At 48.5% G+C, this 26,180-nt stretch carries 20 protein-coding genes; 14 read left to right on the forward strand and 6 right to left on the reverse strand.

All coding sequences use genetic code 11. The annotated features are described in order from the left end of the window. The first annotated feature begins 205 nt into the window (after nt 1-205). Genes QFZ48_RS26200 through QFZ48_RS26210 form a run of 3 tightly spaced genes read left to right on the forward strand, consistent with a single transcriptional unit; the run spans nt 206 to nt 8,432 of the window. Nucleotides 206-3,478 carry a TonB-dependent receptor gene (locus tag QFZ48_RS26200; RefSeq protein WP_429064523.1) on the forward strand — a complete coding sequence of 1,091 codons (3,273 nt, stop codon included), beginning with the start codon at nt 206-208 and terminating at the stop codon, nt 3,476-3,478. Nucleotides 3,479-3,508: 30 nt separating this feature from the next. After that, nucleotides 3,509-4,957, forward strand: coding sequence for a RagB/SusD family nutrient uptake outer membrane protein (locus tag QFZ48_RS26205; RefSeq protein WP_429064525.1), 1,449 nt, complete (start codon nt 3,509-3,511; stop codon nt 4,955-4,957). A 31-nt stretch (nt 4,958-4,988) separates the two neighbouring features. Beyond that, complete coding sequence (locus QFZ48_RS26210; RefSeq protein ID WP_429064527.1) at nt 4,989-8,432, forward strand: carbohydrate-binding protein; 3,444 nt, start codon at nt 4,989-4,991, stop codon at nt 8,430-8,432. A 13-nt stretch (nt 8,433-8,445) separates the two neighbouring features. On the opposite strand, the gene QFZ48_RS26215 is transcribed toward QFZ48_RS26210, so the two are convergent. Continuing rightward, complete coding sequence (locus QFZ48_RS26215) at nt 8,446-8,937, reverse strand: anthrone oxygenase family protein (protein ID WP_429064529.1); 492 nt, start codon at nt 8,935-8,937, stop codon at nt 8,446-8,448. Between the two features lie 11 nt (nt 8,938-8,948). After that, complete coding sequence (locus QFZ48_RS26220) at nt 8,949-9,431, reverse strand: hypothetical protein (RefSeq protein WP_429048197.1); 483 nt, start codon at nt 9,429-9,431, stop codon at nt 8,949-8,951. A 105-nt stretch (nt 9,432-9,536) separates the two neighbouring features. Between QFZ48_RS26220 and QFZ48_RS26225 the strand changes: the two genes are divergently transcribed. From QFZ48_RS26225 to QFZ48_RS26275, 11 genes are all read left to right on the forward strand, one after another. Continuing rightward, a complete protein-coding gene (locus tag QFZ48_RS26225; RefSeq protein ID WP_429048196.1) occupies nt 9,537-10,187 on the forward strand; it encodes a MarR family winged helix-turn-helix transcriptional regulator in 651 nt (216 codons plus the stop codon). A gap of 60 nt (nt 10,188-10,247) precedes the next feature. Then, nucleotides 10,248-10,655 carry an L-rhamnose mutarotase gene (locus QFZ48_RS26230; RefSeq protein WP_429048194.1) on the forward strand — a complete coding sequence of 136 codons (408 nt, stop codon included), beginning with the start codon at nt 10,248-10,250 and terminating at the stop codon, nt 10,653-10,655. A gap of 71 nt (nt 10,656-10,726) precedes the next feature. After that, entirely contained in the window at nt 10,727-11,320 is a 594-nt protein-coding gene (locus tag QFZ48_RS26235; protein ID WP_370910852.1) for an RNA polymerase sigma factor, read from the forward strand. Between the two features lie 57 nt (nt 11,321-11,377). Beyond that, nucleotides 11,378-12,577, forward strand: coding sequence for a FecR family protein (locus QFZ48_RS26240; RefSeq protein WP_429048193.1), 1,200 nt, complete (start codon nt 11,378-11,380; stop codon nt 12,575-12,577). A 199-nt stretch (nt 12,578-12,776) separates the two neighbouring features. Beyond that, nucleotides 12,777-16,085, forward strand: a complete 3,309-nt coding sequence (locus QFZ48_RS26245) for a TonB-dependent receptor (protein ID WP_429064530.1) — start codon at nt 12,777-12,779, stop codon at nt 16,083-16,085. Between the two features lie 11 nt (nt 16,086-16,096). Next, nucleotides 16,097-17,635 carry a RagB/SusD family nutrient uptake outer membrane protein gene (locus QFZ48_RS26250; RefSeq protein ID WP_429064531.1) on the forward strand — a complete coding sequence of 513 codons (1,539 nt, stop codon included), beginning with the start codon at nt 16,097-16,099 and terminating at the stop codon, nt 17,633-17,635. 11 nt (nt 17,636-17,646) lie between these two features. Next, nucleotides 17,647-19,494 carry an alpha-1,3-galactosidase-related protein gene (locus QFZ48_RS26255; protein ID WP_429064533.1) on the forward strand — a complete coding sequence of 616 codons (1,848 nt, stop codon included), beginning with the start codon at nt 17,647-17,649 and terminating at the stop codon, nt 19,492-19,494. After that, nucleotides 19,470-20,921, forward strand: a complete 1,452-nt coding sequence (locus tag QFZ48_RS26260) for a sialate O-acetylesterase (protein ID WP_429064535.1) — start codon at nt 19,470-19,472, stop codon at nt 20,919-20,921. Before QFZ48_RS26255 ends, QFZ48_RS26260 begins: the two co-directional genes overlap by 25 nt. A 69-nt stretch (nt 20,922-20,990) precedes the next feature. Next, a complete protein-coding gene (locus QFZ48_RS26265) occupies nt 20,991-21,176 on the forward strand; it encodes a hypothetical protein (RefSeq protein ID WP_370910858.1) in 186 nt (61 codons plus the stop codon). Between the two features lie 135 nt (nt 21,177-21,311). Next, nucleotides 21,312-21,692, forward strand: coding sequence for a PH domain-containing protein (locus tag QFZ48_RS26270; protein WP_370910859.1), 381 nt, complete (start codon nt 21,312-21,314; stop codon nt 21,690-21,692). A gap of 85 nt (nt 21,693-21,777) precedes the next feature. Then, complete coding sequence (locus tag QFZ48_RS26275) at nt 21,778-22,806, forward strand: LLM class flavin-dependent oxidoreductase (RefSeq protein ID WP_429064537.1); 1,029 nt, start codon at nt 21,778-21,780, stop codon at nt 22,804-22,806. 3 nt (nt 22,807-22,809) lie between these two features. Here the strand turns inward: QFZ48_RS26275 and QFZ48_RS26280 are convergent, their stop codons facing one another. The 4 genes from QFZ48_RS26280 to QFZ48_RS26295 form a co-directional block, all read right to left on the reverse strand. Then, nucleotides 22,810-23,358: a pyridoxamine 5'-phosphate oxidase family protein gene (locus tag QFZ48_RS26280; RefSeq protein ID WP_429064539.1), complete on the reverse strand. Its 549-nt coding sequence runs from the start codon at nt 23,356-23,358 to the stop codon at nt 22,810-22,812. Between the two features lie 42 nt (nt 23,359-23,400). Next, nucleotides 23,401-23,928: a 5' nucleotidase, NT5C type gene (locus QFZ48_RS26285; RefSeq protein ID WP_429048181.1), complete on the reverse strand. Its 528-nt coding sequence runs from the start codon at nt 23,926-23,928 to the stop codon at nt 23,401-23,403. Nucleotides 23,929-24,140: 212 nt separating this feature from the next. Continuing rightward, the gene (locus tag QFZ48_RS26290; protein WP_429048179.1) at nt 24,141-24,932 is read right to left on the reverse strand and encodes a 3-keto-disaccharide hydrolase; all 792 of its coding nucleotides are present in this window, start codon (nt 24,930-24,932) and stop codon (nt 24,141-24,143) included. Nucleotides 24,933-25,014: 82 nt separating this feature from the next. Then, the gene (locus QFZ48_RS26295; protein WP_429048177.1) at nt 25,015-26,166 is read right to left on the reverse strand and encodes a Gfo/Idh/MocA family protein; all 1,152 of its coding nucleotides are present in this window, start codon (nt 26,164-26,166) and stop codon (nt 25,015-25,017) included. Between the last annotated feature and the right edge of the window lie 14 nt (nt 26,167-26,180).

The following is a 26,180-nucleotide window of genomic DNA, read 5'->3' on the forward strand; positions in this document are numbered from 1 at the left end:
AGTTATGAAGTGCCCAAAAAAACCGGGAGCGTTCGCTGCGCCCCCGGTAACATCCGGGCTTGTAATTAAAATCGCTTTCGACAATTATCATTATCAACCCAAACTACACAAATGTATGCTATTGACGCTTTTTTCCCAAAGCGGGCAACCAAGCCCTGCGTGGGTCAAAAAATTTCCACGATTATCAGTAAAAACGTTCCTGATTATGAAATTAACGGTGCTTTTGATGACCATTACCCTACTGGAGGTACACGCAGCCGGGTATTCACAAACAGTTACCCTATCGCAACGTAATATATCCCTGGACAAAGCCTTTAAAGAGATCAGGAAGCAAACGGGATATACTTTTTTGTATACCGATGAACAACTGCTTCACATCAGTAAAGTGAGCCTGCAACTGAAAGATGCTTCCCTGAAGGAAGCACTGGATGCCTGTTTTATGGATCAGCCGCTTGCTTACACCATCAGCGGTAAGGTGATTGTTATTAAACGGAAAGACGCGTCGGTGACACCCACAAACGCGCCGCCGGATAAGGAAATAAAGGGACGTATCACCAACGCGAAAGGAGAACCCCTGCCCGGCGTAACAGTGCAGGTGAAAGGGACCAACAAAGGTGTGGTAACAAATGAAAACGGCGAGTACGCCATTACCGTATCCACCGAAAACGCCATATTAATCGTTTCATCCATTGGTTATATTAAAGAGGAGGTACCGGTGGGCGCTAAAAGCGAACTGCCGGTTATACTCCAATCCAGCGCTTCCAGCATGAATGAGCTGGTAGTAGTGGGTTATGGCGTACAAAGGCGGGTGGAGCTTACCAATGCAATTACCACGGTTACCGCGGAATCGTTTAAAGACCAGCCAGTGAATCGCCTGGACCAGGTATTACAGGGCAGGGCTGCCGGCGTACAGGTAACCAATGCGGCTGGTTCTCCCGGCGGTGCTGTCAGGATCCGTATCCGCGGCGCCAACTCCATTACCAGCAACAATGGCCCCATATACGTAGTGGACGGTTTTGTGGGAGCTGAATTTTTTTCGATCAACCCGGATGATATTGAATCCATCCAGGTGTTGAAAGACGCATCTGCTACCGCTATTTACGGTAGCCGCGGTTCTAATGGCGTTATTATTGTTACCACGAAGAAAGGCAGCAAAGGCGCATTAAAAGTGAATCTCACCAGCCGTTTTTCTTCTTCTACCGTTATTAAAAAACTGGACCTGCTGAATGCCGGTGATTTTGCGGAAACAGCCAACGCACACGCTACGGCGGTAGGCACCACGAAGCCATTTACAGATGAGCAGGTGGCAGGTTACCGCACCAATGGCGGCACCAACTGGCAGGACGAAATTTTCAGGGCGGCGCCCAGCCAAGAGTATTTATTGAGCCTCGCCGGCGGCAACGACAAATCCGGTTATTTTATTTCCGGCAACTACCTGAACCAGGATGGCGTGATCAATAACTCTTCTTACAAACGTTATACGGTAAGATCTAACATTAATTCGCGTCTTTCAGACAGGGTATCTGCTACACTTAACATCACCGGTTCCTACAGTACCGCGCAGAATGTAGACATCCCTGCCGATGGCCCCAGCAGCCCGCTGGCGCAGGCCATCACCTGGTCGCCTACCGTGCCGGTAAGAAAAGCCGACGGTTCCTACACACCCAACGACCCGGTGGGTTCCCTCTTTTTCAACCCGGTGGCATTAACTGTCGACCGGCTCGCAGTAACGGAAAGGATGCTGGCTAACCTGATAGGAGGTTTCCGCTTTGAGATCCTGCCAGGGCTGAGCTATCACCTGCAATATGGCGCAAACTACCTGGGATACGAGAACAAAAGTTTCGGCGGAAAGATCACCAACTCAGGCTCGGCAACCAGCAGTATCCGGTCCAACAAAGAGATCACACTCCAGAATACCAACACATTAAACTACCGGAAGTTATTTAATGAGGTGCATAGTCTTGATATTACGGCGGTAATGGAATACCAGCAGTCTACCTATAACTATGTATCTGCCGGCGCCTCCAATCTTACTTACGAAAACTTCCAGTGGAATAATCTTACACAGGGTACTCCGGGAAACCCGTCTTCCGGCTATTCCAAATGGGCCCTGTTTTCCCTCGTAGGCCGTGTTAACTATGGTTATAAAGATAAATACCTTGTTTCGGCTGCGCTGCGTCGTGATGGTTCTTCCAAGTTCCGTGGTGATAACAGGTTCGCCTATTTCCCTTCTGTGTCTGCAGGTTGGGTGATTTCGAATGAACCATTTATGAAGGAGATGCCAGCGCTCAGTAACCTGAAGCTGCGTGGCAGCTGGGGACTTACAGGTAACCAGGGCGTAGCTCCTTACGTTACTTATTCGGCTTATTCCAACAGGGTAGCCTCATTTACCAACTCCACTTTCCTGACCGGTATTGTCATGGGTAATATTGGTAACCCCGATCTGAAGTGGGAAACTACCGAGCAAAAAAATGTAGGCCTGGATGTTGGATTCTTAAACAACAGGATTAGCCTGACGGCAGACTACTTTATAAAAGATACCCGCGACCTGTTGCTGAACGAAACGTTGCCGCTTTACCTGGGTAATAACACCATTACCCGGAACGTTGGTACTGTGCAGAACAAAGGTTGGGAATTGTCCGTAGAAGCTGCCGTAATTGATAAAAGCGCCGTAAACTGGACCAGCTCAGCGAATGTTTCTTTTATCAAAAATAAGGTAATCTATATCGGCGCTGGTAAAACGATGATCTTTGATCCGAACACCCGCAAAATTGGGGGTGGTATGTCACAGCAACCCGAATTCGTTGTAATGCCGGGACAGCCGCTGGGTGCTATCTGGGGCCTCACTTACCTGGGCACCTGGAAACCAGGCGATGCAAAGGCCGCGGATTTTGGCGCTAAACCAGGCGATTCAAAATACCTCGATATTAACAGCGACGGAAAGATAGATGCCAATGACTATGGCGTAATTGGTACAGGGATTCCAAAAACTTCCATCGGCTGGAATAATACGGTTACTTACAAAGCATTTACATTGAACCTGTTTTTCCAGGGACTCTTTGGATTTGATAAATTGAACTATAATAACGCTGCAGCCATGTACTATGGCGGAGATGCCAGAGAAGCCACACTGGCTCAAATTAAAGACAGGTATATTCCGGGCGTGAACGAAACATCAGATATTCCTGCCTTCAGTACCACGAACAGGAACTTCACACAAAGTACCCGCTTCCTGGAAAAAGCAGATTTCCTGCGTCTTAAAAATGTAGGCCTGTCTTACGACATACCAAAATCAAAACTGAAGAATGCCCTCGGTATCAAGGTGTTTGTGAATGCTACCAACCTGTTCACCATCACTGATTACAGCGGTATAGATCCGGAAGCCAATTCCGCCGATGGTGATATCCGCCAGGGGATAGATTTCGGTTCTTATCCCAATGTTAAAACTTTTACCGGAGGCGTTACGCTCAGTTTTTAAAAAATAACGTACATGACTAAACGATTCCACATGAAAAAGATATTTCTCGCAGCTACGCTGTTATTCGCAGCGGGTTGCAGCAAAGAACTCACAGAAGATCCGAGGGGTTTGGTAGGAGGAGCGGAGGCATTGAGCAGCCAGGCAGGACTTGAATCTGCGCTTACCGGTGCATATGGCAGCTTAATGGTGCCATGGACCAGCGGATTCACCAGCGTGTCCCAGATCGCTATGACGATGGGCGCCGATGATCTCACCACACATCCCGGTTCCAATAAAGAAGAGTTCCGCGAATTTGACCGTTTCAATGTTACCTCGCTGAACGGCCGGATGACACCCATCTGGCTGGGCTGTTATAAAACCATCCAGTCTACCACCAACATCATCAACAACTACTCACGGGTAACGGATGGCGATGCAACAAAAACGCAAACCATTGTGGGAGAAGCCAGCTTCCTGCGGGCCCTGTGTTACTACTGGCTTACCCGCTTCTGGGGAGAAGTTCCGATCATCCCGTCTGAAATTTATTCTCCTGAATTTCTTACCCTCAAAAAAAGTAAACCTGCCGATGTATATAAGTTGATTGAAGAAGACCTGGCGAGAGCAGAACAATGGGTGCCCAACAAAAAACGCGATCCGGGAAGACCCAACAAAGGTTCTGTGAAAGCGCTGCTGGCAGATGTATACCTTACAGAAGCCGGATGGCCGCTGAAGGATCAGTCGAAATATGCACTGGCAGCGGCCAAAGCAAAAGAAGTAATAGACAATAAAGCAGCCTATGGCTTCGATCTTTTCCAGGATGGTTTTTTAAAGATCTTCGTGGGCGGTACAAAGGAAGACGTGTTCACGCTTTTCACCCGCGGGCAATGGTCTACCTACAATTCCTTTTACGGTCTTTCTACCATGCCGGAAAATGAAGGCGGCTGGAGTGATTTCTTTCCTGAGCTGAAGTTCTTCAATAACTTCCCTGCTGGTAAACGGAAAGACGCCACTTTCTCCACGGAGTTTGTAGTAGGCGGCAATACCATCCCCTGGCAGCAAACCACCACCAAACATCCGTACTATAAAAAATTCACAATCCAGCAGGACGGGGATAAGGCAGTATATATGTCGAACAACCCCGTGATCATGATCCGTTATGCGCATGTGTTGCTCATCTATGCAGAGGCGCAGGCACGCGCAACAGGCACGCCCAACAGCGAAGCTTATGCAGCCATCAATGCAGTACGTGACAGGGCTGGATTGGCGCCGCTGGCGGCAAACCTGTCGGGCGCCGACTTTGCTGCTGCGGTTGTAAATGAAAGGGCCTGGGAATTTGCAGGTGAGTGGAGCCGCTGGTTCGACCTTGTGCGGCTGGACCAGGTAGCTGCTGCCAACGCCGGTAAAGATCCCGGTGACCTGCAGCCTGCTGCGGCCATCACCCAGGCAGATTACTGGCTGCCTATACCAGGTGTAGATGCATTGGTAAACCCGAATTTATAAATCCACGGTTACTCATCCTAAATGAAGCGTTATGAAAAACATCTCAACACTTTTAGTGTTGCTGCTTGGCGTGTTCCTGTGTGGCCCGCTCCAGGCGCAATACCTGCTTTTAGATAACATGGAAGGTAGTGGCCCCTGCTCTGGCAGGTGGACCTACTACGCCGGCAATACCACTACGGGGAAAGTGCAGTTCGGCGTGCCTAACCCGAGTGTATCCGGGCTGAATACCAGTCCGCTGGTAGCCAAGTTCATAAAGGATACTTCTTGCTTTGAATACATGAGTGCAGGGAGCAGTCTTACGGATTCATTCGATCTCTCCACCAACAGCACCTTTAAGATGCTGGTGTATGCCAGTACGAAAGATGAGATCATGTTTAAGCTGCAACCTGGCGACAACTATTCCAAAGCGGTGTACTTTACTTATAAGGTAACCCAGATCAATCAATGGGAAGAAGCAACATTTAATTTCCAGAGCGTAAAACAACGGACAGATTTTAACCGCATCGAAGTACATTATATCGATGGCAAGAAAGCCAACGGTATCCTGTACTTCGACCTGGTACAAGGTCCTAATCCCACTGGCATCACCGTAAAAGATACCAGTATTTTAATGGGGCAGGAAAATGGCGCAGTACTCACCGCCACCCTGCGGGGAGGGGTATTCGATTCTGTACTCACTGCCGCCAACTGGACCGCCACCAACCTGCCTCCCGGCGTTACTATCGGTAATGTGCAACGGGTAAATGATTCCATTGCACGGGTTACGCTCAGCGGCAATTCAGCAGCTAATTATTCCCGGGCTATTTTAAAACTGACCGTTTCCGGGCAGGAACTGGTAAACGCCAATACCACTGCGTACAATGTAAAAGGCAATGTAGTATTTGAAGGAAACCCTAACTGGACGGTGATCTTCAACGATGAATTTAATGTTGATGGCGTACCGGATGTTACCAAATGGAAAGTAGATCCGCAGCCCAAAGGCTGGATTAACGGCGAACAGCAGGTGTATACAGATACCACGCACGACAATGCGCGTGTGAAAAACGGTAAGTTGATCATCAAAGGGAAAAAGGATTTCCCCAACGGAAACACTACAGAACCCTGGTCATCTGCCCGTCTTATTACACAAGGCAAAATGGATTTCCTGTATGGCAGGGTAGATGTACGCGCCCGGTTGCCCCGTGCACGCGGCTCCTGGCCGGCTATCTGGCTGATGCCCACCAGCAGCGTTTATGGCGGCTGGCCCAAAAGCGGCGAGCTGGATGTAATGGAACATGTAGGTAATAATTTTGGCACGGTACTGTCTACCGTACATACACAAAACCATAACTGGACGAACGGCGGCCAGGTATCTGCTACCAAAATTTTACCCGATGCAGATACTACGTATCATGTGTATAGTATGGAATGGGGCGCGGACTCCATCCGGTTTCTGTACGACAGCGTTAAAGTGTTGACATACCCGAATCCGCATACCGACTGGAAAGACTGGCCCTTTGATCAGAAATTTTTCCTGATACTGAACGTTGCCGTCGGCGGCGGTATGGGTGGTAATATAGTGGATGCAGATTGGCCGGATAGTATGATGGTGGATTATGTGCGTATTTCCCAGAAAGGATTAGGCACACCCATACTGGACTCCGTGGTGGTAACACCCGCCACGCTGACATTCCTTCCCGGCAAAACGCAGCAATACGTTGCCAAAGCGCTGGACCAGAACGGGCGTGTGATGTCGGTTACGCCGATGTGGAGTGTTACCGGCAGCGGTAACAGCATTACAACAGGCGGGCTTGCCACACTGAACGATACGGCTAAAATTACCGCTACCATAACAGTAGACAGCGTCACCAAAACGGGCGTGGCTATTGCTAACCGGCGATCCGCCAACTATACACCGATACCCGCAAAAATAGAGGCAGAGAATTTTGGCAACAGCAATGTATGCTGCACCGAGTCCACATCAGATACCGGTGGCGGGCTGAATGTAAGCTACATTGGAGCCAGTAGCTGGCTGGAATATGATATCAGTGTACCGGACAGCAGCGAATACCGGATCCAGTTCCGCGTGGCTGTTAATTCGCTTTCCAGCCTGAAGGTGATGCTGGACACAGCGACCCTGCAAACGGTAAGCCTGCCTCCAAGCGGCGGCTGGCAAAACTGGATCACTGTAACGTCGGCGCCTATACGTTTACTACCCGGCCAGAAAACGATCAGGATCCAGGCCGGTAAAGATGGCTGGAACTTCAACTGGCTGCGTTTCATACGGGCTGATTCCATTTCATTGGCACGGCTCACTGTTAAACCGGATACGGCAACAATGATTACCGGCACCACAAAGCAGTATACTGTTTCAGGCTACGGACAAGACAGCAGCGTATTTGCCATAAACCCGGTTTGGTCTGTTTCCGGCACCGGCAACAGCATCAGTGCATCCGGCTTGTTCCAGGCAAACGTGGTGGGCGATTATACGATTACGGCTACTGCAGGAACCATCAGCGATACCGCCAGCGCGCATGTAATTGCTGCGCCCCGGTTAACGCGTATTACACTTACACCGGATACGGCTGCTGTACCGTTTGGCGCATCACAACAGTTTACTGCTAAAGGCTATGATCAGCGCGACAGCCTCTTTGCCTTTACGCCTGTATGGACCACTACCGGCGCCGGCAATACGATCAGCCCAACAGGCGTTTTCACGGCTGGTAATACAACAGGTACTTTCACCGTTACTGCATCCCGTGATTCTATCAGCGCGACAGCCGTAGCGAGTGTTGGCGATTTCTGTTCAGTTAATAATAAGTACGAGGCAGAAAGTGCTTCCAACCGTACTACCAGGCCAATTCTGCAGACCTGCACTGATATTGGCGGCGGACAGAATTTTGCCTATATGTATGTAGGCGACTGGTTCACTTACAACACACTGATTGTACCGTCGGCCGGAAAGTATACCATCAGCTTCCGGATCTCCTCTACGGTGCCGTCGGTGATATGGATTGGGCACAGCGGCTATAATTTCGGCAGCATTAACCTGCCATCTACTGGAGGAGTCTGGAAAACCATCAGCGATACCATCACGTTGCCGGCACTGAGCTATACTGGTATTCATATCACATCCGGTACCTTTAAGTTCAACTGGTTCAGCATTGATAACTGCCCGGTGGCATCCGCCGATTCTTCTTCTGCACGTATGGCTTACAGCGATGTAAAATACACGCCGGAACCCGCAGCAGCAGATGCCCAAAAGGTGATCTTCTATCCCAATCCAACAACGGGGCAGCTGACCCTGGAATTGAAGGAACCGGTGTATACCATGCTTTCTGTGCTTGACATGCACGGTGCTGTGGTTAAATACTGGCGTATCAGCAAAGGACAAACACGCATCAGTCAGAACATCAGTTCACTGCCGGCAGGGACTTACCTGCTTAAACTTGAAAATCAATTTAAGGCGATCACGTTCAAGGTGATTAAGCTCTGATAAATGAATTAATTTATGATGAAGAAGAGACGCTGCCGGTCAGCGTCTCTTCTTTTTTTAAGTGAGAGGCAGCGATGAAGGCTATAAAACATCCCAATGCGGTAAAAGTACGCCACGCGTTATAGATGTCCCACGTATGCAGTAAAGCTTTCCAGCCAACGGGCGGATGTTGCGGCGGCCATAATTTGATGATGCCGTTAATTGGTACGTTCCCGAATCTTGTTATCAGCAATGTAGTGAGTGCTAAAGCAGCAGAAAGAATAGCGAGGTTCCTTACCGGGGTTAAACGCCTGCATAAACCTGCATACCATAACGGCGTTATAATGGAAAGGGCCATCAACGACTGCATGGTAATGCCATTGTGTGTCATTAATTGTGTACGGTAAACGAGATGTACATTTACAGGTACTTCATAGAAAGCAGGAACCACATTCAGAAAACCATACATAAATGCACCGGAAAGCAATCCGGTTGCCAATAGCGCTATAACTTTAGCTGTGCTCATTTTCCGGTGTATTAATGGCGGTCAAATTTAACCGCGCTTATAAGGATAATAATAAAGAAGATTCCCAGTTGAATAAGATAAAAGCGATGAAGCGTGATTCTTACATCTGCAGTTTGCTGCATGAAACCACTGGTGTTGTCTGAAACGATTTGCCTGAATTTCGTCCCCTGTTTATTGCCTATGAGCATGCCGTTCAGCACCAGCAAAATAACGAGCGCCATTTTTATTTTGAACCATAACTGTTCCCACCATGCGCCTTTTACAAGTATCAGCATCGTAATGCCCGTTATCACCAACACAACGGCGCCTGTTCTGACCAACGCCCCATATCTGGCCATTAAAGGGAGCAGCCCCAGCGACCGGTTGTCGCCTTCGTCTGCAAATTTCCAGAAGGTATTGAAGGTGATATAATCCACTATCGTGGTGCCTGCCATGGTTACCAACCCGGTAATATGCAGGGCCAATAGTATGCGAAGAATGAGATATAGTTTCATTACTATTATTTGGTTGTTTTATTGTGTAAAATAATGCCATTTGGTTGTAAAGTACAATTATTTGGTATTAAATATTTATTTTTGCTTCCAAAAGGAAGTAATTCTATGAATAAAACCGTTGAATTGGTAAGACTATGGGGAGAATATGAGCAACAGCATCCCGATGCTTCTATTGAAGATTTTTGTCGTAGTCAGTTAGCAACAGCTATTAAAAAGAAGAAAACGATTGTCCCCAAAGGGCAGCTGCAGCCGGATTTAAACGGCGCGCTGGTGAAGCTGATCAGCAGGATCGGAAAATTTCATATGGTGTATACCAATAAGGCACTGGAAGGAACCGGCCTTGATCAGATCGAGGAATTTGGCATGCTGGTCACTATTTTCAACCAGAAGAACCCTATCAAATCGGAAGTGATTTTCAGCAATATCCTGGATTTGTCCAGTGGCACCAATATCCTCGGCAGGCTAAAGGAACGTGGATTGATCAATGAGTATACAGATAAGGAAGACAAACGGGTAAAGCGACTTAAGCTCACCGCATCCGGTGATGAAACGCTGAAAAAGGCAAAGCAGCAGATATTGAAAGTAGTGGCTATGCTTACGCAGGATTTAACGGAAGATGATAAGCAGTTGTGTTTGCAGTTGCTTCGTCCTGTAGACGCGAGGTTTTCCGCAGTTATTCAAAAACAGAAGAATAAGAGTTTTAAGGAGATATTTGAGGAGAATAAGAGTGCTCTTGTCAATATCGTGCTGAAATAAGTCAAAGAAACCACCCTATCATTCCCCGATGCCCGCTATCTTCGTAACCAAACCACGATTATGAAAATTCATCACTTGCTGCTGTTGGCGTCACTATCCTTATTTTCCTGTAAAGACGCTCCCCGTCACAACAGCCGTTATGGAATGGTTACCGGTCTCCGGCCGGAGAAAATAGCCGAATACAAATCAATGCACGCCAAAGTATGGCCGGATGTGCTGAAGATGATTGAAGCATGTCATATCCACAACTATTCCATCTACCTGAAAAATATAGATGACCACTGGTTTTTGTTCAGCTATTTTGAATATACCGGTACAGATTTTAAAGGGGATATGGAGAAAATGAAACAGGACAGTACAACACAACAATGGTGGAAAGTAACGGCTCCCTGCCAGCTTCCTTTACCGGATGCAGCCGCTAAAGGAGAAACCTGGTCGGGTATGGAAGAAGTATTTCATGTGGAATAACGAAACCTAAAATTAATACATCCCGTAACGGTTTTTCATTAAATTTATGCTCTGTAATCAAACCGGTACGTTTGTCATTCGTTCAGTTATACAATGAAAAAGAGCTCCTTGCCAGCGTTTCCCTGGGGGATGAAAAGGCATTTCATGCCCTTTATTATCATTACAGTCCACGTATTTACGGCAATTTATTGAAACTGGTCAAATCGGCTGACCTTGCGCAGGAGCTGTTGCAACAGGTGTTTGTAAACATCTGGCTCCGGCACGATACCATTGATCCCGAAAAATCTTTCCGTTCCTACCTGTTTACCACCGCCAACAACCTGGTGATCGACTTCTACCGGAAAGTGAAGCGGGACAAGCTGCTCATGGATAAGTTGCTGGCAGCTGCGCAGGAGTATTACCTGCACACAGAAGAATGGCTGCACGAAAAGGAAACCATGCACCTCATACAGGCTGCTATAAACGATCTTCCTCCCCAGCGTAAAATCATATTTACGCTTTGTAAACTGGAAAACAGAACCTATAAAGAAGTAAGCGAGTTGCTGGGCATTTCCCCCGCCACGGTCAACAGCCAGATCGTAAAGGCTACCAGCACCATACAAAAGAAGTTGATGGCCAACCGCGATGTTGCCGGCATACTGCTGGCGTACCTGATCCTGCGCTGATAAATTTTTTTTTCCTTCCGGGTAAATGTAAATCTTCGCCCGTTCGTATTAGCTGATATGAACCAAGATCCTGATGAATCTTTTTTAAAAGAATTATTTGCCAGATTTCTGGAAAACCGCTGCAGTGAAGATGAAATCATCCTGTTGATGGACTATGCGGAGAAGGATGCATACAGGGAAATATTTTCGGAGATGATCAACCAGGTGGCCACCGATGACCACCCGGAGGAAGAAGCGCTGTATGCTATGCACAAGGACGTGATCGATGCGGTAAGTACCCGCATCACGCCACCGCTGCCAATGCACAAAGTAAAAGCACGGAGATGGCTGCCTTACCAGGTGGCTGCCGCAGTAGTTTTCCTGTTATTGGCAGGAGGCATGTGGCGCTGGTATTCCCGTTCTCCTGCCACAAGGCCGGTGGCGCACAACGCTGTTGCGCATACCCCCCGGAATGATGCCGCACCGGGAAAGAAAAAAGCCATCCTTATCCTGGCAAATGGTGCGTCTGTTACATTAGACAGCGTTTCCAGCGGCTTGCTTACCCACCAGGGGCAAACACAAATCATCCAGTCTGCCGGTGGAAGCCTGGTGTACAGTTCTGCGGCAGGGGCGTCTGCTGAACCACTGTATAATTCCATCATCACGCCGCGCGGCGGGCAATACCAGGTAACCTTGTCGGATGGTACCAAGGTATGGCTGAATGCCGCGTCTACCTTACGTTTCCCGGCAGCCTTCACAGGGGCGCAACGGCAGGTAACACTAACCGGGGAAGCCTACTTTGAGGTAGCGAAAAACGCAGACAAACCTTTTTTAGTCACCGTGAATAACCTGCAGGTAACGGTGCTTGGAACTCATTTCAATATCATGGCGTATGAAGATGAAGCAGTTATCAATACCACCCTGCTGGAAGGCGCTGTAAAGGTAAGCGGAGGCAATTCCACCGCATTGCTGCAGCCCGGGGAACAGGCGCAGCTGCGCCGCCAGGGGAATATCCGCGTGATGAAAAACGCCGACCTGAATGCAGTGATGGCCTGGAAAAACCGCCTCTTCTGGTTTGAACAGGATGATATCCATACCGTAATGCGGCAATTGTCAAGAGAATATAATATAGCTGTGGAGATCCGGGGTAATATCCAACGTCATTTTACCGGCTCCATCCCACGCGACGTGAATGTGTCAACCGTTTTGGAAGTACTCGAGAAAACAGGCGGAGTACACTTTACAATGAACAATGGAAAAATAATTGTCACACCTTAAAACACTAGTTATGAACAGCTGACTGTAACAACAGCCAAAAAAACCGGAAGCGGCCTAATGCTCCCGGTCTGTAAGGCAAAAGAAAACAATTCTTTCTGGTAACCGTAATCTTTTATCCCAAATCAAATGTATGTATTTGAATGCTCATTTCAAAGGCTGGGGAATCCTGTGCCTTCTCAATTCCTTAACTGCAAAGGTTATGCAACTCACAGCTATTGTATTGCTCGCTGCATGTCTGCAGGTATGTGCTACCGCCCGCGCTCAAAAGGTAACCATATCCGGCAGGAACATCTCTTTAAAGGAAATCTTTACTGAAATCCGGAGTCAGACCGGCTACAATTTTATTTATACCAGCGAAGACCTGCAACAGGTGGTGCCTGTAACGCTCGATGTAAAGAACGCGGCACTCCGCGATGTACTGGATATCTGCTTCGCACATCAGCCGCTCGATTATGCCATACAGGAGAAAATCATTATCGTAAAGCCAAAGGCGCCGGTATTGCCCGTTGCAGCCAATGTTACCGGAACAGTTACCGACGCCGTCACCGGGAAACCGCTACCGGGTGTTACCATCCAGGTAAAAGGGACTTCCACAGGCATTGCTACGGATGAAAAAGGCCACTACAGCCTGAGCGCACCGGACAATGCCGTGCTGGTATTTTCATACCTGGGTTATATAAAGAAAGAAGTACCGCTGGCCGGGCAAACAACGGTGAATATTGTGCTTTCACCTTCCAATACCGGCCTCAGTGAAGTAGTAGTGGTAGGCTATGGCACACAACGTAAAGAAGACCTGTCCGGTTCTGTATCTTCCATTAACTACGATCAGCAGCTGCAAAACCGCGCCATTACAGATGTGTCACAGGCATTGTCCGGACTTGCTGCCGGTATCTCTGTGTCGCAAACTTCAGGTCAGCCGGGCCGCGATGGCGCCGTGCTGCGCATCCGTGGCGTAGGTACGCTCAATAATTCAGATCCCCTGGTACTCATTGATGGTATCGTAGGTTCGCTGAATAACCTGAATCCCAACGATGTGGCCAGCATCTCCATCCTGAAGGATGCGGCCTCCGCTGCCATCTACGGCTCGCGCGCGGCAAACGGGGTTATCCTCGTTACCACAAAAAGAGGTAAAAAAGGTAAAACGGTGATCAACTACAACGGATCTGCGGGCGTACAAAAAGCCACGCATCTCTTTGAACCGGTTACCGATTACGTTACCTACATGCGGCTCATGAACCGCATCCAGAAAGCGGATAACCCGGATAATACGGACCTGTTCAAACCCGCTACTATCGACGCCTGGAAGAATGCCACCGATCCGGTATTGTTTCCCAATACCAACTGGATGGATGTGATCTTCGGCCAGGGCATTATCACCCGGCATAACCTGTCTGTGAGCGGCGGAAACGAGAAAACAGACTATTATCTCTCCATGGGATATCTCTATAACAAAGGGATCATGGAGTCCACAGACGCTACCAAGTATACCCTGCGCCTGAACCTGGACCACAAAATAAGTGATAAGATAAAAATTGGCGCCAACCTGAATTCTTACTGGAATAAGGTGAACGAACCCTTTGATGTGACCACCTTGTTATATTACAGCGCCAACTCCGTACCGGGTGTAACGCCCACCATGACGAAAGACGGTGTAACAAGATATGGCGGCAGGAACACAGATGATGAAAGTCCCAATGCCATTAACCCGCAGCAGTACATGGATACCTGGTTTTATCCGCAGGTGGGCCAATACTCTTTCGCCAAGTTATACGGCGAATGGGAAATTATGAAAGACCTGAAATGGCAGGTAAACGGCAGCGCGGAAATATATAACAAGGAAAGCAAGCAATACAAATATTCCGGCGCTGTGCAGAATCTCTGGAACTTCCAGAAGGATGAAGTAACCGTAAGCAATGCCTCCGTTCCTTCTACATTGTATCAAAGAAATGATAACAGCCTGGCACTTACTTTTTATACAACGCTCAACTACGATAAAACATTTGCAGAAGATCATCACCTGTCCGTGTTGCTGGGCGCCAGCAGGGAAACCAGCCGGAATGCCTGGTTCTCGGGTAGTGTACAGGGCTTCCCTTCCAATGATACCTGGGAGCTGAGCGCGGGCCTGTCGCAACCCATTGTCGGAGGTACCTCGTCTTCTTATGCGTTGTCTTCTTACTTCGGACGCGTGAACTACAACTACAAAGAAAAATACCTGCTGGAAGCAAACCTGCGCTACGACGGATCTTCACGATTTGCCGCCGGCAACCGCTGGGGAATATTCCCGTCGTTTTCAGGCGCATGGCGGCTGAGCAGGGAAAACTTTTTCCGTAACGCAGACCTGTCTTTTGTAGATGATATCAAGATCAGGGGATCATGGGGAAAACTGGGTAACCAGAACATCGGGCTGTATCAGTACATGGGCTTGTATGCCGCCGGACAGAACTATATTTTCGGCAATAGCCTGTCGGCAGGTTTAGCGCCAAAGGCATTACCTAACCCGGATATCACCTGGGAAAGTACCGCTACTACAGACATTGGGGCCGACATCAGCCTGTTCAGGGAGCATTTTGATATTACGTTCGACTGGTACAACCGCCGCACCAGCAACATCCTGGTACAGTTGCCACTGTCGTCTTTATACGGCGCGCTTACCCCACCTTACCAGAACGTGGCAGTAGTGCAGAACAGGGGATGGGAAGCGGCACTCGGATATAAAAATACCGTAGGGTCTTTCCAATACGCCGTTAGCGGTAACTTCAGCCATAACTCCAATAAGGTGCTGCGTTTCCAGGGTAATCCCGATGTAATACAAAGTATCGGTAATAACTCTATCATTAAACAAGGACTACCCATTGGTGCATTGTACGGCTACCAGGCGCAGGGCACTTTCAAAAATCAACATGATATTGATAACTGGGCCAAACAAAAACTATCGGGTAGCAATAAACCTGGCGATCTTAAATACGCGGACGTAAAACAGGATGGCGTTATCAATGGCAGTGACCGGACCTACCTGGGAAGCGTAATTCCTGAATACACGTATGGTCTCACCCTCCAGGCTGGATACAAAGGTGTTTCCTTTTCTGTTTTATTCCAGGGCATCGCCGGCGTGAAAAGGTATTACCAGAACCTGTGGTACACCAGTGCGGTACGTTACGGCCGGGAAATCAATTCCTATTTCCTTGACGCCTGGTCAACAGATAACCCCAACAGCGATATCCCGCGGCTGACAACAGACAGCAACAGCGACAATACGCAGGCATCTTCCTTCTGGGTACAAAACGGTTCTTTCCTGAGAGTAAAAAATATGCAGCTCTCCTATAATTTCCCGGCTGGCTGGCTGAAGAAATCATTTATTTCAGGGATACAGGTGTACGCGGATGCGCAGAACCCTTTTACCTGGACAAAATATAATGGACTGGACCCGGAAACAGGTAATTACACCGATTACCAGATTGAGAATCCAAATGTGCGCACGTTCTCTTTGGGAATAAATGCCTCATTCTAAACTAGTGTACCATGAAAAAATTAACGCTTGCGCTTTATATAATCCTGCTGGCAGGATGCACAAAAGATTTCCTGAATTCAAAGCCCTCGGATCAGCTTTCAGATACTAACTTCTGGCAGTCGGATGCAGACGCGCTTTCCGGCATCACCGCTATCTATGAGCAGATGCAGCACAACTACCAGATTTATGGCTACAACCCCATGACGGATGGAATGACACCCAACGCCTGGATCTGGAGCGACTACCTCGAAGGATATGGCGGTATCTCCAAAGGCAACCTGCTGCCTACACTCATTACACCCGTAAATGATAAGTGGGTGCAGCTGTACAATGGTATCTATAAATCGAACCTGGCACTGGAAAAAATACCCGGTATAAAAATGGATGAAGCCCTGAAGGGACGACTGCTGGCAGAGGCGCAGTTTTTACGCGCACTGTTTTATTACAACCTGGCCGACTATTACGGAGGCGTGCCTTTGATTGAACATACCCTTCAACTAGGTGCAGAGCTTCCCGGCAGAAATACCCGCGAAGAAGTGCTGACCTTTGTAGAAGCACAATGTGATGAAGCGGTGAAATTGCTGCCGGCCGTTTATGATAAAGCCAATACCGGCAGGGCCACACAGGGCGCTGCGCTGATGCTCAAAGCCAAAGCGCTGTTGCTGGCAAAACAATATCAACAGGTAGCTGCAGTAGCCAAACAGATCATCGACAAAGGTCAGTACCGCCTGTATGATAATTACGAAGCCATGTTTACCGATGTGGCGGCGGAAAACAATGTGGAAGTAATATTTGATGTGCAGTATGCCGCGCCGGGGTTAGGAGAAGGCAGTCCGCTCGATGGATTTATGGCACCACAGAGCTCTTTCGGAAAAGGCTGGGACCAGGCATATCCCACACAGGATCTTGTAAACAGTTATGAGATGAAGAACGGGAAGATGATCACTGATCCTGCTTCGGGATTTGATCCTGCCAATCCGTTTAAAGACAGGGACCCGCGGTTGGATTATACCATTATCCGTCCCGGCTCCGTATGGAAAGGGATTGCCTATGATAATATCAAAGTGGGCGGTGCAAAATCAACCTTCATCGGCTACCTGCCAAGGAAGCATGTATTAACGGTAGATGGCTTCAACTGGGGCGATTCCCCGCTGAATTATATCGTGTTCCGGTATGCCGATTTGCTGCTGCTGTACGCAGAAGCAGAGAATGAAACAAACGGTCCGGATGCCGCTGTGTATGATGCCATCAACCAGGTGAGAGCAAGAAAAGGTGTAGACATGCCTGCCATCCCCGCCGGTAAAACAAAGGAACAAATGCGTGATATTATCCGCCACGAAAGAAGGATAGAACTGGCCTTTGAAGGTATTTACTATTCTGATATCCGCCGCTGGGGTATTGCCAAAGAGCTGATGGATGGCGCCGTAATTAAAACGATGACGGGGCAGCAACTGGATGTCCGCCATTTCGTGGATGCCCTTTATCTCTGGCCGGTTCCACAGGGAGAAATCGATCTGAATCCGAAACTGAAACAAAATCCCGGCTACTAATATTCCGCATCATGCACAGCTATTTAAACAGGATATATCTTTTACTGGCCGTGATATTGTTGTCTCAATACACGCATGGCGCTGCTGCCTATGACACCGTGTACGTAACCAGCTTCGGCGCACGGCCGGGCAGTCGTGCCGACGCCGTAACCGCAGTGCAGGCCGCGCTGGAAGCCTGCCGGCAAAAAGAAAACCCGCTGCTTTTTTTCCCGGCAGGCCGTTACGATTTCTGGCCGCAGCACGCGGTAAAGAAAGTATACTATGAATCCAATACATCGGATATCAACCCGAAATATAACGCTATCATGATAGCGGGATTTAAGAAGCTGGTGATAGAAGGCGCCGGATCGGAATTTGTGTATCATGGCCGCATTCAGCCGTTCACCATTGAACGGAGCAGCCATATTACGCTCCGTCATTTTTCCATCGACTGGGAGTTTCCCTTAACAGCGCAGGCGGTTGTAACAGATACTACCGCTGCGTATATCGATGTACGTATAGATACGGCGCAATATCCCTACACCATTGTAAACGGGCAGCTGCTGTTTGCCGCCGAAGGCTGGAGTGGTAAAATCACCGGCATCATGGAGTACGAAAAGGACACGCATCTTATTGCTTACAGAACCGGCGATGATCCCAGCGCCCTGGGGCCGGGCTGGCGGGGATATAAAGCTACCGCAATGGACAACGGCGCGGTGCGGTTGCATTATCCCTTCCGGCGGAAGCCTTCACCCGGAAACATCCTGGTATTACGGCATAACAGCCGCGATCATGCCATGATTTTTGTAACGCACAGCGATAACATCTTAATGGAAAAGGTGACCGGTTACCATTGTGCAGGGTTAGGGATACTATCGCAGTACACAGCGGATCTTACTTTTAAAAACATCTCCATTGTTCCAAATATAGCAAAGGGAAGATATTTCAGCGGTCATGATGATGGACTGCACTTTTCCAATTGCCGCGGTAATATCAACGTAGACAGCTGTCGCTTTGGCGGGCTGATGGATGATCCCATTAACGTGCATGGCACCTATGTGCGCATTATCAGCAAGCTGGCCGGAAATAAGCTGCTATGCCGCTTTATGGAGCCGATGAGCGTAGGGATGGAGTGGTCGGAAGCAGGCGATAATATTGCATTCATAGATCATCATTCACTGGCTACCATCGGCAAAGGAAAGGTAACAGCGTTCAGGAAGAAAAGTACCACTGATTTTGAACTCACCCTGGCGGGCGAAGTACCTGCACATGTGAATGAAGGAGATGGCCTCGAAAATATGAGCTGGACGCCCGCGGTAACGGTAAGGAATACTTCTTTTGAAAGCTGCCGTGCAAGAGGGCTGCTGGTAACCACTCCTAAAAAGGTGATCATTGAAAACAACAGCTTTGCCTCCAGCGGTTCGGCCATCCTGATAGCCGGCGATGTAAATTCCTGGTACGAATCCGGCGCTATCACCGATTTGCTGATAAAAGGAAATAAATTTCTCGCGCCGTGTAACACCTCCGACTACCAGTTTACAGAAGCCGTGATCAGTATTTACCCGGAAATTCCGGTGATGAACGATAGCACACCGCTTTACCATAAAAATATACAGATAGAAGGAAATAGTTTTTATGCGTTTGACTATCCTATACTATTTGCACAATCGGTAAATGGGTTGCAGTTCGTTAACAATGATCTCATCAGGAGCTACGATTATAAGCCTTATCATGCCCGCAAGGCGGCCTTTTTCCTATCAGGGTGCAGGAATGTCCGCATCAAGGATAATAAGGTAGCTGCTGATTTACTGGGAAAGAATGTGGAGTTTAAATTTATGAAGAAGAAAGAAATACAATGTCAGGAAGAACTGGTCTTTTAAACATTTTAGCACTGCTCATTTTTCCGTTGAGAACCCTGCCGCAGTCGCATGCCGGTCACTTATCACTGCCTGCAGTGATAAGTGACCATATGGTATTACAACAACGTTCAAAGGCCGTGCTATGGGGATGGGCGGACAAGGGCAGCCAGGTGAACATCGCACCCGGCTGGACTTCCAGGAAATATACCGCTGTTGCAGACAGCACCGGGAAATGGAAACTGCATATTCCTACACCACGTGCCGGCGGACCGTACACCGTTGAATTTAACAGCGAAGCAACACATATCAGCGTGAAAGATGTATTGATCGGGGAAGTATGGGTATGCTCAGGGCAATCCAATATGGAGATGCCGTTGAAAGGATACAATAAACAACCGGTTTTAAACGCAGCGGCTATTATTGCTGATGCGGTCAATCATCCGGATATACATGTTTTCCGGGTACCCAAAGTAGTATCACCGGTACCTTTATCCGATTGCAACGGCAGCTGGAAGGCCACAGATACCGCTACCGCGAAGGATTTCAGCGCAGTTGCGTATCAGTATGCAAAAATACTGCATGACAAGCTGCACGTACCCATAGGCATTATTGCCACTTATTGGGGAGGAACCGCCATACAATCCTGGATGAGTGAAAAAACACTGTCGGTTTTCCCGGAGGCATGGTTTACCAGCCGGCCGGATACGATCAAAGATCCGGAGAAAGATCCTGAGCGCGCACCATCTGTTCTTTTCAATTCAATGATCCTGCCGGTTTCAGATTATACCGTAAAAGGATTTATCTGGTACCAGGGAGAATCAAACAGAGAGCATCCGTTGCTTTACCGCAGACTGTTGCCGGCGATGGTGAAGGAATGGAGAGCGCTGTGGAGAGGGAGCCGTTTGCCGTTTTATTATGTGCAGATAGCACCCTACGGGTATGCTGATCCGCGTCATGAGCAACTGCCCGCCGTGTTGCGGGAATCACAATTGCTGGCGCTGAACGATATTCTCAACGCAGGTATGGCCGTGATACTTGATGCAGGTGAAGAAAGATACATCCATCCGCCGGATAAAACCGTAGTGAGTCAACGCCTTTCATACTGGGCGCTGGCAAAAACATATCATCAGAAAGGCATTGCCTGTGCTTCGCCGGTTTTTAGGAAGATGAAGATCAAAGGAAGCCAGGCTTATCTTTATTTCAATTTCGCCAAACACGGATTAACCGCTAACAATAAGCCGCTGGAACATTTTGAAATAGCGGGCAATGATCATATTTTTTATCCGGCTAAAGCGGTGATCGTTCACAGCAACCAGGTGAAAGTTCAGTGTGACGCAGTAGCAGCGCCGGTGGCTGTGAGATACGCATTTAAGAATTGGGTGAAGGGAGATCTTTATAACACAGAGGGGTTGCCTGCTTCTTCGTTCCGGACAGATGTGGGGCAATAACCCCAAACGGCTGACATAGCTTCGTGCACGGCATAGATATTGTTGATTAACAGTCAAATATCATAAGCCATGAATGTAAAACGACTCTTCGGAACCATCCTGACTATCCTGGGAATAGTGGGTATCATTTATGCCGGTTATGGTTTTATCCAGCAAAGTATGCAATGGCGACAGCTGCTGGTGGCTGCTGTTATAGGGATTGTCTTCTTCATATCGGGTATTGGCCTTGTGAGAAATACCAAGGATGAAGCGTAGATGAAGCGCACTTAAAGCATGGTTAAAGCGTACTTAAAGGGTGGTGGCAATTGCTGAATTTATCGCCATTGTGCTCTGTTATTTACAATATTTGTAATATCTTGTAACCCATCACCACAACAAACGTCATTGAATATGGGATTTTTTTCAGGCCTTATTGGCAATGCAGCCACCGTTAGCCAGGAGCAGTTAACGAAAGATTACGGCAAACTGCTGCTCGATTCAGAGCGGGTAGAACTGGGATTTAAACTGATCAGGGATACTTTTATATTTACCAACAAACGCCTCATCCTGATCGATAAGCAGGGACTTACCGGCAGCAAAACAGAATACCGCAGTATCTCTTACAGAAGCATTTCCAGGTTCAGCGTGGAAACAGCCGGTACTTTTGAACTGGATGCAGAACTGAAGATCTGGATCTCCGGTGAAGAGCTGCCCAGCATCAAAAAGCAATTCAGCAAATCGGTGGATGTGTACGAGGTGCAGAAGGTACTGGCGCATTACGTGCTGAACTAATTTTTTATTGAAGTGTTTAATACATCGAAGCCACCATTGGTGGCTTTTTTATTGTTTATATTTACCATTTCTAAAAGGACAGGTCATGGAAGTAGGAATAGATAGCTTTGCCGCTACGAATGGTTTAAATAACAAGTCGGCTGCAGAAAGTAATATGGATGAAATGGCAGATCTGCTGGAGAGGATAGTGATGGCCGATCATGCCGGGCTGGATGTATTTGGCATCGGCGAGCATCACCGGAAGGAATTCCTGGATTCCGCGCCCACTGTTATCCTGGCGGCTGCTGCAGCCCGTACAAAACATATCCGCCTGTCCAGCGCGGTAACTGTGCTCAGTGCCGCCGACCCGGTAAGGGTATTCCAGAATTTCGCCACACTGGATATTATTTCGCGTGGCCGCGCAGAAATGGTGGTAGGCCGTGGTTCCTTTATAGAAGCATACCCGCTTTTTGGTTATAGTCTCCAGGATTACGATGCGCTCTTCATCGAAAAACTGGATCTGCTTCTGAACATCCGCGATAATGAAGTAGTTACCTGGAAGGGCCGTTTCCGGCCAGCGCTGAATAATATTGCTATTTATCCGCGACCGGTACAGGACCCGTTGCCTATTTGGCTGGGTGTAGGCGGTACGCCGCAATCATTTGCCCGTGCCGGTACGTTGGGACTACCGCTCATGGTCGCTATTATAGGAGGGGAAACCCACCGTTTCCGCCCGTTGGTTGACCTCTACCGGGAAGCCGGCAGAAAAGCCGGGCATTCGCCCGATAAATTAACGGTAGGCGTGCATTCGTTGGGATATGTTGCAGAAAACAGGCAACAGGCTGTCAGCGATTATTTCCCCGGCTACGCCGAAACTTTTACAAGGATTGGAAAGGAGCGGGGATGGCCGCCGGTTACACGTGCGCAGTTCGATGCCCAGGTAGGTCCCACCGGCGCGTTGCTGGTAGGCGGCCCGGAAGAAGTAGCGGAAAAGATCCTTCGCCACAGTGAAGCGCTGGGAGGTATCTCCAGGATTACATTTCAAATGGACAACGCAGGATTATCCCATGAAAAATTGCTGAAGTCCATTGAATTGATCGGCAAATACATCATCCCGCTGGTGAATATTGTTTAATGATTATGCACCCAGTTCGGTAGGCAAGCCATCCATACTCACCAGGTTCTTCTCGGCTTTATAGGCTTCCAGGCCTTGGGGACCTTTCTTTTTCGCCCATTTGGCGGCATGATCCCGCTCCCCGGTGTATTCATACAAGGGAACGCCAAAGCCACAGGAGGTTTGTACTTTATGGATATCCGCCACAATAATCTGGCGGGTGGCAGGCAACATCGTAAACAGGGCTGATAATTCCGGCCATTCCGCATCACCGGGCAACACCGTATAGCCTTTACCGTATAAGCGCAAAATATTGGGCGGCCCATCGAAGGCACAGAACATAAAGGTGATGCGGCCGTTTTCACGGAGATGTGCTGAGGTTTCATTCCCACTTCCAACAATATCGAGATAGGCGACCTTACTCGGGGAAAGCACCCGGAAGCTGTCCAGCCCCTTCGGTGAAAGGTTCACATGGCCCTGATCACTCAGCGGTGCGGAGGCTACGAAAAATAATTTCTGCGCAGCAATAAAGTCCTGGTGTACGGGCTTAATATCGTCAAAAAATTTTCCCATATAAGCGGCATTTAAGTGGACATTAAAGGTACGAACATTTAACTACAGCAGTTTTTTCGCTGCATCTTCCCAGTCCATGATCCGCTCATAACCTTCCACATGCACATTGTGATGCCCATGATACAGCAAGGGCCTGCCCTTGAAATTGCTGAAATTGCGGATCAGGTCATCTATCATGATGTCTGTTTGAACAATGGATTTATCGCCGCACAGGCAGTACTGCCGCCATTCCAGGAAAGGAAAATGTTCCTGCAACCAGTCGTATTTGTCTTTCAGGGAGGTAGGAAACTCCATTGCAGCAGAAACGATATACAATTTATATTTCTTATTCAGCTCTCTGATTACTTCCACTGCGTTGGGGAATATTTCCAGGTCACGGAAAAAGCCAGGTGTATTCAGGTATTCCTTAATCTTCGCTTTATGTTCTTCCGGCAAAATATCTGATAGTGTTTTGCCGTGCAGCTCCTCTGTGGTAAATGTTTTGCCGAAGTCCCTGTAGTACCATGCCCTGGCTTTTTTAATCGGGTCGGCAATGGTTTCGTCCATGTCTATGGCAAGCGATAATTGCATTGTTTCCTGTTTTTGTGGGGCTAATATAATAATAAAAAGGCAGTGAAAACGGAGGTATCCGGTAAGTCACTGTCATAAAAGAAAAAACGGCTGTAGTAATGGCATCAACATACCATCGCCGCAACCGTTTAATCAAAAAAATAAAATCCTAAAAAACAAAATCCCCCAAATCAACATAATCAGCGTAATCCTGAGAAAGACAACCTCCGCGTCTAAAGCCGCTTCAGCATAATATCGCGGTATTCCACTGTCATAGGCGGGCCTACATGCACCTGCACACCCAGGAATCCTTTGGACTTCCCGTTTACGGTGTCGTTGTCGGTTACATCACTCATCAGTACACCGTTGATATAGTGCTGGAGATGGTTACCTTTTACAACGAGCCGGCATTTATTCCAGTCTTCGCTTTTAATCAATGTTTGCAGCGAGTCAGAGCTACCGAGCGAACCGGTCACCACGGCGGCGCTCCAGGCGTTGTTTTTTACGCCGTTCTGCAGCGAGTCAGTTGCTTCAGGAATGGTGGTTTTCTGTCCGCGGTAGGCGAGGGTAGTACGTCCTCTTTCTTCATAATTCTGACCAGTGTAGCGGTTGGCGCCATCAATATCTGCCTGGTAGCCTTTCAGCGCATGCGGCACATTCTCCACCATTACGCTGCGGTAGTTGATGCCGCTGTTGCCGCCGCTGGTGATTTTGAATTCACAGGTGAGTTCGAAATCAGCCGGCTGATCGCCCTGCCAGATGAGGAAGGTGTTGGTTTTAAGTAACGTTTCGGGAGTTACCTGACCAACAATATGACCGTTTTCTGCCCGCCAGTGAATAGAATCGCCTACCCATCCGTTGAGGGTTTTGCCATCAAAAATCTGTACGAAGCCTTTATCGTTACCTGTGCTGTCGCCGGTATGGCTGTCGCCTGTTTTGCCCGCGCCATTCTGGCAACTGGCTGTCGTAAACAGCAGGCTGGCTGCGGCCAGCGGGATAAGCATTGCACTGGTTCTTTTCAGCATAATTAATATTTTATTGTGTTTTGTATTTTTTCGTATATCCTGGGGAGATAGAAAGAATGATGCGTATAACCGTTACCGGTAGTTAGGCAGCATTGGTATCTTTCCAGGTACCGGAAGCGGCAGAATCGAGTACGGCCTCACACACTTTTTGCGTTTCCAGCGCTTCTTTAAAAGTAGGAGAACAGGGTGTGCCGGTTTCCAGGCTTTTCAGAAAATCAGCTACCTGGTGTACAAAGGAATGCTCATAACCGATACCCAGCCCGGGTACCCACCATTTATCCATATAAGGCTGATCGCCATCTGTTACATGGATGGAGCGCCATCCGCGCACCGTAGAGGCGTCCGCGTTATCAAAGTATTCCAGCCGGTTCAGGTCGTGCAGGTCCCAGCGGATGGAGGCATTTTCGCCGTTGATTTCAAACGTATACAGCGCTTTATGTCCGCGTGCATAACGGGTTGATTCAAAGAGGCCGAGCGATCCGTTGCTGAAGCGGCACAGGAAGGAGCAGGCATCGTCGATGTTTACTTTTTCCACTTTACCGGTGAGCTGATGCATACGTTCTTTTACAAACGTTTCTGTCATTGCAGTTACGTTGGTAATACTGCCATTCAGCCACAATGCGGTATCAATGCAATGGGAGAGGAGATCGCCCACAACACCGGAACCGGCTACGTCTGCATCCATGCGCCAGAGGCCTTCGCCGCCCTGCGGCAGATTGGCGTTAATGGTCCAGTCCTGCAGGAAGTTGGCGCGGTAGTGGAAAATACGACCCAGCTTGCCGGAGTCAATGATCTGCTTGGCGAGGGTAACAGCCGGCAACCGGCGGTAGTTGTACCACACGGTATTGGGCACGCCTGCTTTTTCAATTGCATCTACCATGCCGGCCGATTCTTCCAGTGTACGTGCCAGTGGTTTTTCGCAGAGGATCATTTTGCCGGCAGCTGCTGCGGCGATGGCTATTTCAGCGTGTTTGTCGTTCGGCGTACAAATGTCCACAGCATCTATATCATCGCGTGCAATCAGGGCTTTCCAGTCCGTTTCCACGGATTCATATCCCCATTGGGCGGCGAACGCTTTGGCCTTGCTTTCCGTGCGGGAACATACTGCTTTTAGTACAGGCTGATATGCCAGGTCCGGGAAGAAGTTTTTCACGCGCAGGTAGCCATTGGAGTGGGTTCTGCCCATAAAGCCACATCCTATTAATCCTATCCTCAGTTCTTTCTTTGTTGTCATAGTTGTCACGGGTT

Origin of the sequence: Chitinophaga sp. W2I13, from assembly GCF_050434005.1 — a bacterium.
In the GTDB taxonomy this organism is placed as follows: Bacteria; Bacteroidota; Bacteroidia; order Chitinophagales; family Chitinophagaceae; genus Chitinophaga.